The organism is Microcystis sp. M53602_WE12 (assembly GCF_030065455.1).
Classification (GTDB): Bacteria; Cyanobacteriota; Cyanobacteriia; order Cyanobacteriales; family Microcystaceae; genus Microcystis; species Microcystis aeruginosa.
In genome coordinates this window covers 1-8,817 of the sequence record NZ_JASJFB010000179.1, presented here as the reverse complement: position 1 = coordinate 8,817, position 8,817 = coordinate 1, and the positions used below count along the sequence as shown (strand labels likewise).

Genomic DNA, 8,817 nt, shown 5'->3' with positions numbered 1-8,817 from the left:
CCTATAAGACAGTAATTCCTAGTAAACGTCATCGACCGGTCGGAAAAGAAACTGGTCAAACTAATCCTATTGAAAGATTAAATAATACCTTTCAACAAAGGATTTCTCGGCTGGTGAGAGAGAGTCTATCTTTCTCTAAAAAAATGGAGAATCACGTTGGGGAGCCCTTTGGTATTTTATTCATGACTACAATGCACAGCAAAGCAAAGGATTAAGCCGCCATCACTACTACCGAATCACCACCGGTTTAGAGTGGACCGGCAGATTTAATGGGAGCGAGGGGGACAAATTGACCATTTTTGACCTGTAGAATCAAGTAGCGGCGATCATCAGGATTATTATTCATGTTGCGGACACCATTCTGATCAAATGTAACAGTGCCAGTCATTCCTTCGATAGAAAAATCGTTTCTTAAAACTTGATTTAATGATTCTCGAGCGAATTTTTGTCCTTGTTGGTATAACTGTCGCAAAGCGGTGAGGATAACTTTAGTCGCATCGTAGGCCATGGGAGTGCGCCAAACATTGATCTTATTTTGCCAAAAACTGTGGATATAATTATCTTTTTTGAGATCATACCAAGGCACGGTGATAACTAAATTTTCTACTCCTTGTTTACCTTCTGCAAGGGTGAGATAACTTTGAAAAGTGGGTGAACCTAAAGTTACTAAGTTTAACTGTTGTGCGGGACGTTGCTTAAAGATACTGACGGCTCTTTTCAGATCGTCAATATAGGGAGCAACCATGAGAATATTTACTTGGTATTGAGCGATTTTTTGATAAATTTTCTCTTGATCTAAATTATTTTTTGGTTCGATATTGCAGTCAAAATCTGCATCTTTAATGACTTTTTGAAACTGCTGACCGAGAAGAATGTTTCTATATTTTTGAGCGAAGTTATAATTATCCCCAGAGCGATTATCGTAACAAATTAAATTAGTGGGGTTTTGGATAATTAGCTTGTCAGTTTGTTTGCGGATGTATTCACTTAAGGTTGTGGCAAAAGTTTCCAGATCGGGAACCATCTTATACACATAGCCATTACCGGAGATTTTCGGGGAAAAGCTGGTGGGAGATAGGGCAACAATTTTCCCTTGTACATAGCTATCTTTGGCCGCTTCACTAGCAGCAGAAGCATTATGACCAACCACTGCTATAATTGACGGATCTTTAACAAATTTTTCGGCTCGATCTTTGGCATCTACGGGGCTATTATTATCATTAGCGACCACTACCTGTAGAAAGTGAAAATCGGGGTTGTTGGCCTGTTCATCATTTAACTCCTGTTGCAATAAAGCAATACCTCGTAAAATTTCTTGAGCTATTTCTGGATTATTACCAATAGGAACACTGGTGGCAATTTTTAAGGGATTTCTGTCTTGATGAGCCGCACGAGCGTTATTATAATAGATGCGAATCTCTGGATTATTGGGCAAGCGATCGAGGGATTTTTTAAAAAGCTGAATTGCTTGTTTATATTCTTTGTTTTTAAAAGCTTGTCTTCCCCGTTCAATACTGTTATCTTGTCGGTTTGTCTTTAATAATATTTCTTCACCTAAGCTAATTTCTGGGTATTTACTAGCATCATCGGAAAATACTCCTCCCCAATATAAAACTGATAAAGTTACCAGAAGACTTAAAATAAATAACAGAGCTTGTTTCCAGCGACTAGATAGACGTAAAGGCCAACTTTGCTCATCATTATTTTGGTGATTTTCCTCCGTATTTTCAGGGGGTAAAGGTAAAATTAACGGTGGTTCTTCAGGATTTTCTATCAAACGAGGCAGTAAAGAAGAACTAGCAGCATCCTTCTCAAATTCATGTAATCTTAATTCTTGTCGAGCGCTTGTTAAGGATTCCTGTAGGGATTTATGTTCAAGAAAATTGGGAAGAAAAACTTCTAGAAATCTCAAAGCAACCCGCACAGCGATGGGTTCTTTCATAACAATAATATGGGGTACTCCGATATTAGCCAACTGACGACCAATACCTAACCCATCGCAGGAGTTACAGATAACAAGTTTTAAGCCTTTTTTAACAGCTATTTCTAGGGAATTTCTTAAATTATGTTCAGGAGATAAAGCCGTATCATTATCAATGATAAAAACTCCATCATGTCCGTCGCTACTGGTTTGACTATGACCTAAATAAACTACAATATCCCATGGATTTTTGATCAACTCATTGTGAATATTTATCGTTGAAAGAGGAACTTCTGAACTGGGACTTAATATTTGTATATAAACCTTATCTGGGTTTCCTAGTGCCGTTTGCAAACTGGATAAACACAGGGAATTATGCTCGTTTTCGATGTCAATATTACCCAAAATTACTAAAACATGAATCGGAGGAGTAAGGTTAATTATCGGAGGATTTCTCTGGATAGTAAGAGCAATTTCCACATCATTCCACCAATCCCGTAAAAAATTCCAACACTCCCAGGGAATTTGTTGTAAATCAAAGTGGGTAGTTTGGATAAAAAATCTTACTTCTGACTCAGTACCTATATGGAACAAGATACGATTTTGTATCGAACTCAGAGAACTGGAATTTAGCCATTCATTTAAGCTATCTTTTAAAGTTTGAGTGGCTTTTCTGAGGTTGTCTCTAGGATCACCTACCGCTGCATGGGTGATCATACTATGAGGAACGGTAATTCCTAAACTGGGTTGACTTTCTACCCAATGATAATAAGCTCGACGATAATTTTGCAAAGCGGCAGCAATGTCAAGGCTCGGGACTAATTTCCCCTCAGCAAAAGGTGCTATCAAGAGATGATTGTCACGAATTTCTAGAGTGACGGAAAATCCCGTTTCAAAACTGCCATCACCAATTTTCAGAATCACAACTCTGCTCATGTCTTTACCCTTGACATTTTCTGCTATCTCTATTAAATCCTAAACTGCTCGGTAATGCTACTGTCCCCTAAACTTAGGTTAACATTAAAGCGATCGTCGGCATCAGCTAGAAAATAAAGCTGTAGATAGCTATCTAAGGGTTTCTCCCTTGCTATTGCTTCTAAACTGGGGATTAATTGGCCTATTTCATCGCTAATTTGCAAAGATAAACCGGGGGGTAGTTTGGCAAAATTGTCCATGGCATAGGCACGAATTAAGACAGCAATTCTCTGGTGACTGGTCGATAAAACTCCCACCATTAAAGCGATTTTATAACCCATTAATTGACTACCCACATCGAGCATTTTGCGGATAGCAGCATTAGGATAATGAGGATCGATATTCCAGAGATATTCGGCCGCTTGCCAGCGAATAGTTTCATCTTGGGTTTGATGTTGCAGTTTTGCTAAAGCTTCCTCTGGGGTTAAATGTTCCGAAAATTCCACCTCTTTTTGACTAGCATACAGTTGTCTAATTTCTCGCTGAATATCTGTCAGAGATTCTCGGCTGCTGATTTTTTCAGCAGCCAACAAAAAACCCGGATTAATTGGACGATAATTGTCGATAGTGCTGAGGATTTCCTGCCATTTTTCGGTAATAATTCCCTGCAACCATTGACTAAGTTTGGTGGGGATTACCTCTAAACGCTGCTGATAAAGTTTTTCTCGCCATTGTTGATTATTCAACAAAGCTAACCACTGCTGACAACTAATATCTAATCTCGGAGAATAGGGTGAAACTTGACCTAACTTTTTAATTAAATTTTCTGCTGTTGCTGGCGATAAGTTTGCTAAAGATTCGAGTTTTCCTTTTTCACTCTCTCCCTCTAAACAACTCTGCCAAAGAATATCTAAATCATCAATTATTTGCTCACTGTCCAAATAATATTGATGGTAAATTGGATCGTATTTTGCGAGACTTTTAACATCTTTTCTGGATATAAAACCCCAGATATTGAGAAATTTTTCTGCTAAATCTACCTGCACCCCTAGATAAAAATCGGCCGCTAAATCGGGAATATCAACCCATTCTTGCTCTATTGTCAATCCCTCAATGTCAATCGCTTGACTGGGAATAGTGGTAACTTTTTTATCTTCAATTTGCCAAGTAAACCCGTTAATAAACTCCCAAAGATACTGATGGTTTTCAGGTATTATTTGAAGGGAACAATCAAGATTATCTTTCAGCCAATTGCTTAGGCATATTTGCACTAAGTAATTAATCAAAGCCTGATTTTTGGCGGTTTGATTAGAGTATTGACCGAGAATCGATCGAGCTTGTTTAATCTCTGTTTCCGAAAAAGTTAGCCAAAGGGATTTCGGGTTAATTTGTTGCAAAATATCGAGGTTGACTTTCATGGTATCTCCTAACAGATTAGATTTGAGTTAAGTAGGACTGACAAAAATATTCCAGATAAGCATCGATCTCTTGTTTTTGCCGAGATTGTAATTTAATCTCATTTAACAAAATAGGACAATCTTTGCCTTCCCTTGCACAGAGTAGCTGATAAATTTTTTTACATAATTGGGTTATTTCTCGACTAATAGTAGATGAGTGAACTCCCAATCGATTAGCGATCTGTGCTTGCGTCATCTTTTGATGATAGTAACAATATACAATCTGTTTAACTTCATCCTCAAGAGTGATTAATAACTTATTAATATCTTCCTGGATTTCTTGCTGTTGTAGTAAATCTTTACTTGGCTTCTTGCTGGGGATATTTTCCCAAAAGTAATTGCTATTATCGTCATAATTAGTAGGCTCAAATTTAGAGTAAGGAGGATCGATATGATTACGCATTATCTCCCCTATTTGATTGAGTTTTGCTTGCACTTCCTCAACGGTGAGAATAACTTGCGGTTGTAACTGCTGTAGGCGATCGATTACTTGTTGCCAATCCTCCTCTTGCCACTTATCCAATGATCTAAGAGAAGCTTTTTTAACCTCTCGAAAACAGTTAAATATTAGCAGATGATTCTCGTTAAAGATACCCGATGTTCGTAAAACTTTTTGAATTTTATTCGCACTAAAAAGACTGACTATACCGAGATTAGTCCTGCCAATCGTTTTATACTCTCCTCGCAGGAAATTATAGAGAGTATTTCTTAATTTTTTATCTGTCCATTTTTCTAAGATTAAGCGAAAAAATCCCGGTTTGGTCTTGTTATCCTGAAAATTACCGTAAAAAATGATTGCCGTAGAAAGCAAATTCAGCAAATAGTAGAAGAGGGTTTCATAATCAGCATCGATCCGATGGCCGACATTTTGATAGACCCTTTGAGTTACCATACAGGAGCGATATTGTAAGAAAACCATCCAATGGGACTTGACTAATTGGTTATTAGGATCATTCTGTAAGCATTGCCACAGATAAAAATACACCGCTTCATCATCGGCCACGCTTCCAGCGATCGCATCGATCAATTTTCTTAATTGTGGCACTTCGCACCAGAAAACTCGATCGCCTTCAATGGCTTTAATAGTAGTATAAAAGTACCTAACGCTCATTTCTATCACCGGCTACAGGTATCTGATATCTGATTAGGTAAAAACCGAGGATTTTCTGCAAGAGTAGCAAACAAATTGAGCGATTGCCTTGCCAAGCGCACCTCTTTCTCTGACAATAGATGAGGGACTGATGAGAAATTATCAGTTATGCTGAGACAGCCTTAGCAAACCAGTACAAGACTCATAAATTCACTCTGAGCTGCCACAAATAGCCGTCATATCAACTTCTAGGACAAAAATTAGGAATGCGAGTAACTTTTACCGAAAATCAGGGTTTTAGAAAGGAATTGAATAAACGGGTTGATGCTTATTTTACCGAAAACGGCATCCCCACCAGAGATAATTTGGCCATGTACCTGAAGACGATCACGATTTTAACTTGGGTAATTGCCGCTTGGCTATTTGTACTTTTTGGTCCGGATATCTGGTGGCTAAAAATTATCGGTTGTCTGGTTTTAGGAGGAGGATTAGCAGGAATCGGTTTTAGCATTGGTCATGATGCAAACCATGGCGGCTATTCTAGTAAAAAATGGGTTAATTCTCTCCTTGGCATGACCTACGATTATATCATCGGTACTTCCAGTTATCTCTGGCGTTTTCGTCATAATTATCTCCATCATACCTACACCAATGTTTTAGGGTACGATGTGGAAATTCACGGCGATGGTATCGTGCGAATGACTCCCCATGCCGAGCATAAATGGTATCATCGTTATCAACATTTATTTATCCCGATTCTCTACGCTATAATTCCTATCTATTGGTCATTCTCCGATGTGCGCTCCATCCTCTTTTGTAATCGTTTTGGCGAGATTAAAATTCCCAATCCTAAACCGATCGATTTATTCGTTTTATTGAGCGGAAAAGTTGTTTATCTCTTTTGGTTTATTGGCATTCCTCTCTTAGTTGGTTATAGTCCCCTAGAAATAGCGATCGGTTTTCTCATTGCTTTTATGACCTATGGAGTGCTTGCCTGTCATGTATTTATGTTAGCTCACGTTTTGGAACCCGCCGAATTTATTCAACCCTCGGCAGCTAACCAAATCGAAGACGAATGGGCAATCTTTCAAGTGCGAACTACCGTAGATTTTGCTCCTAAAAATGCCTTTTTAAATTGGTATTTAGGGGGATTAAATTATCAAGTTGTTCACCATCTTTTTCCGCAAATTTGTCATATTCACTACCCAAAAATTGCCCCAATCTTAGCGGAAGTTTGCCAAGAATTTGGCGTTAATTATGCCGTTTATCCCACCCTGCGAGGTGCTTTAACTTATAATTATCGTTGGCTCAGACAATTAGGCAATAAACAAAGTAATTTCGATCTCAAATTAGCCAGCTAAAATCAGGAGTCAGGAGCCGGGAGACAGGAGGCAGGAGTTGAGAGTTGGAGTTTTAGGGAGTTGGAGTTTTAGGGTTTTGGGGTATTAGTTGAAATTTCCCCACTTCCCCACACCCTACACCCTACACCCTACACCCTACACCCTACACCCTACACCCTACACCCTACACCCCACACCCTACACCCCACACCCTACACCCCACTTCCCCACTTCCCTAACAAAAATGAACCTACCCAACTCGATTACCCTATCGCGACTCTTGGGACTGCCATTAATTTTATACTGGTTGCACCAAGGCACAGAAATCGATCGCTGGTTAAGTTTAATTATCTTTCTGATTGCTGCCAGCACCGATTGGCTCGATGGTTATCTAGCGCGAAAATTAAATCAAATCACCGAATTAGGCAAATTTCTCGATCCTTTGGTCGATAAATTACTGGTTCTCGCTCCCCTCTTAGCTCTGATTGAAATGGATTTAATTGCTGCTTGGGGAGTATTTTTGATTCTCGCTCGCGAATTAGCGATCGCTGGTTGGCGCATTAATCCGAATTTAACAGGAAATAGCGACATAAAAGGGGCTAATTGGTGGGGAAAAAGCAAAACAGTCAGCCAAATTGTCGCTATCGCTCTCTTAATCGCTCCCTTGCCTTCTGAATATAATTTAATTGCTCTGGTGGCTTTTTGGCTATCGGTGATATTAACTTTAATTTCTGGTCTGATTTATATCACACCCAGCCAAAAATTAACCCAAAATTGATAAAAACTTAACCATTAGCAATAATTCAGGAAACAAGCCTCGCAAACATGATTGCATTTTTTTTCTTGGTATATAATAATCGGGAGGAAGATTATCAGACTCTTCAAATTCAAACAAATCATTCAAAGGAAAAACCATGCCCACTGTAACTATATCATTCGCTGACTCCACCTCTAGTGTTACTTTCAATCCTAATGTGACTACGTCAGTTGCCGCTTTCCTGAACGCCCATCCTACTGTCCCCATTAGTATATCAGCAACAGGCCTTGCCGACGATAATCTCACTTCCCTGGGCCTTTTAAGTGCGGGCGGCGATACAGTTTGGAGAATAGCCAAAGCAGGCGTTGCTGATAACACAGCAACCCTTTCCAAGTACGGTGGAGGCTTTTCTACGACCCTTTCCCTGCCAGCAGATAGCCTTACCTTTGTTAGAGCTTCGACTGCCGGCACTTATCAACTAACAACCGGCGGTGTTACTTTCACGAAAGCGTCGGGTCCGCAAATAGTAAGTACGATCGCACCACTCACCCTCACTGATTCCTATTTCATCACAGGTAGTGCGTTCGACGATAGCCTAGTCGGTGGTGCTGGAAACGATACTTTAGTTGGTGGTGATGGAAAAGATACTTTAGTTGGTGGTGCTGGAACCGATACTTTAACTGGTGGTGCTGGTGCTGACAATTTTGTTTTCAACAGTCCCAGCGAAGGATTTGATTGGATCTCGGGTTTTAGCTCCTCTCAAGGTGATGTTATCAATGTTTCCGCCACTGGTTTCGCTGGTGGACTGACTGCTGGTCCTTTGGGTGCTGCACAATTCCGTTCTGGTGCGGGAATCAATAGCGCTGCTACTGCAGCTCAAAGATTTATCTACAATACTGCCAATGGTGCTTTATGGTTTGACGTAGATGGTGTTGGTGGCGCTGGTTCGGTTCGAATCGCAAATCTTCTTGGTATTCCAACCTTCACTGCATCCAATATTGTCGTTATCTAATCTATCCCTGTCCATCCCCTGCGGTGAGTCGGACAATTGTTGATTTTTGCGGGAAAATTAACCACCAGAAATAATCGGTAGGGGTGTGTTAGCCCTAGCTAACACACCCTTATTAGGGTTTGCTGAAAAAGTTTTTCCTGGGGGTAGGAGTCAGGAGTCAGGAGTCAGTAGCCGGTCGTCGGGAGTTTCAGGCTTTGTTGCCCTCTTTTTTTGTACCAGTTTATGTACTACGAGGAGAATAATGCAAGGTTTTTGAATGTCCCAATCCTATTTTCTTGCACTAACATCAGATTTTAACAGGTCAAAAGCCTTATTTTCAAAGGGT

Annotated in this window: 7 protein-coding genes and 1 pseudogene; 5 read left to right on the top strand and 3 right to left on the bottom strand. The window is 39.9% G+C overall.

What is annotated here, in order from left to right:
* Positions 1 to 196: pseudogene (locus PX482_RS06905) on the top strand (IS1 family transposase); the annotation flags it as partial.
* 51 nt (positions 197 to 247) lie between these two features.
* Here PX482_RS06905 and PX482_RS06900 read toward each other — a convergent pair.
* Genes PX482_RS06900 through PX482_RS06890 form a run of 3 tightly spaced genes read right to left on the bottom strand, consistent with a single transcriptional unit; the run spans position 248 to position 5,404 of the window.
* Entirely contained in the window at positions 248 to 2,857 is a 2,610-nt protein-coding gene (locus PX482_RS06900) for an ABC transporter substrate-binding protein (RefSeq protein WP_288094707.1), read from the bottom strand.
* Positions 2,858 to 2,889: 32 nt separating this feature from the next.
* A complete protein-coding gene (locus PX482_RS06895; RefSeq protein ID WP_002759361.1) occupies positions 2,890 to 4,254 on the bottom strand; it encodes a DUF1822 family protein in 1,365 nt (454 codons plus the stop codon).
* A 16-nt stretch (positions 4,255 to 4,270) separates the two neighbouring features.
* Entirely contained in the window at positions 4,271 to 5,404 is a 1,134-nt protein-coding gene (locus PX482_RS06890) for a sigma factor-like helix-turn-helix DNA-binding protein (RefSeq protein ID WP_002759359.1), read from the bottom strand.
* A gap of 245 nt (positions 5,405 to 5,649) precedes the next feature.
* Here PX482_RS06890 and PX482_RS06885 point away from each other — a divergent pair, with 245 nt between their 5' ends.
* From PX482_RS06885 to PX482_RS06870, 4 genes are all read left to right on the top strand, one after another.
* Positions 5,650 to 6,744 (top strand): fatty acid desaturase family protein, encoded by a 1,095-nt coding sequence (locus PX482_RS06885; RefSeq protein ID WP_288026795.1) that lies wholly within the window; start codon positions 5,650 to 5,652, stop codon positions 6,742 to 6,744.
* 223 nt (positions 6,745 to 6,967) lie between these two features.
* Positions 6,968 to 7,501: a CDP-diacylglycerol--glycerol-3-phosphate 3-phosphatidyltransferase gene (pgsA, locus tag PX482_RS06880; protein ID WP_002759356.1), complete on the top strand. Its 534-nt coding sequence runs from the start codon at positions 6,968 to 6,970 to the stop codon at positions 7,499 to 7,501.
* Positions 7,502 to 7,637: 136 nt separating this feature from the next.
* Positions 7,638 to 8,492: a calcium-binding protein gene (locus tag PX482_RS06875; protein WP_288093087.1), complete on the top strand. Its 855-nt coding sequence runs from the start codon at positions 7,638 to 7,640 to the stop codon at positions 8,490 to 8,492.
* Positions 8,493 to 8,611: 119 nt separating this feature from the next.
* Complete coding sequence (locus PX482_RS06870) at positions 8,612 to 8,734, top strand: hypothetical protein (protein WP_288026793.1); 123 nt, start codon at positions 8,612 to 8,614, stop codon at positions 8,732 to 8,734.
* Positions 8,735 to 8,817: the final 83 nt, after the last annotated feature.

Excerpts from the sequence above, each read along its gene's own strand:
- PX482_RS06875 (WP_288093087.1), top strand. The coding sequence starts at position 7,638 with ATGCCCACTGTAACTATATCATTCGCTGACTCCACCTCTAGTGTTACT.
- PX482_RS06895 (WP_002759361.1), bottom strand. The coding sequence starts at position 4,254 with ATGAAAGTCAACCTCGATATTTTGCAACAAATTAACCCGAAATCCCTT.
- PX482_RS06885 (WP_288026795.1), top strand. The coding sequence starts at position 5,650 with ATGCGAGTAACTTTTACCGAAAATCAGGGTTTTAGAAAGGAATTGAAT.
- PX482_RS06890 (WP_002759359.1), bottom strand. The coding sequence starts at position 5,404 with ATGAGCGTTAGGTACTTTTATACTACTATTAAAGCCATTGAAGGCGAT.
- pgsA (WP_002759356.1), top strand. The coding sequence starts at position 6,968 with ATGAACCTACCCAACTCGATTACCCTATCGCGACTCTTGGGACTGCCA.
- PX482_RS06900 (WP_288094707.1), bottom strand. The coding sequence starts at position 2,857 with ATGAGCAGAGTTGTGATTCTGAAAATTGGTGATGGCAGTTTTGAAACG.